At 69.0% G+C, this 496-nt stretch carries 1 protein-coding gene; it reads right to left on the bottom strand.

Annotated elements, in window-relative coordinates; translation table 11 throughout:
- Positions 1 to 496 (bottom strand): condensation domain-containing protein (locus IU459_RS37570; protein WP_195134313.1); only part of this gene is annotated, 496 nt, incomplete at both ends.

Below are 496 nucleotides of genomic sequence, written 5' to 3'. Positions count from 1 at the left end.
CGGTGTCGTTCCAATCGACCAGCACCCGCGCGTGCTCCTCGGGCGCGAGCAGGTCGATGTCACCGATCGGGACGGTCGGATCGGCGGTCACGGCCGCGAGGACGCGATCGAGGCGGCGGGCGAACGCCGCGACGGTCGGTTCGTCGAAAAGGTCCAGCGCGTAGGAGAACTCGGCCGACATGCCCGCCGAGTCGCCCAGTTCGTCCTGGGTCTCCGAGAGGGTCAGCTGCAGATCGAACTTGGCCAGGCGGGCGTCGTAGTCGATGCCGTTGACCGAGAGACCGGGCAGCTCCAAGCTGGCCTGCCTGGTGTTCTGGAAGGTCAGCATCACCTGGAACAGCGGGTGCCGCGCCTGCGAGCGGGCCGGGTTGAGCACCTCGACCAACCGCTCGAACGGCACGTCCGCGTGCGCGAACGCGTGCAGATCGGTCTCGCGGGCCTGGGCGAGCAGGTCGGCGAAGGAGTCACCGGCATTGACCGCGGTTCGCAGCACCAG

The organism is Nocardia amamiensis (assembly GCF_015477605.1).
Classification (GTDB): Bacteria; Actinomycetota; Actinomycetes; order Mycobacteriales; family Mycobacteriaceae; genus Nocardia; species Nocardia amamiensis_A.
Note: the sequence above shows the minus strand (reverse complement) of the source record. Positions and strands in the feature narration are given on the sequence as shown.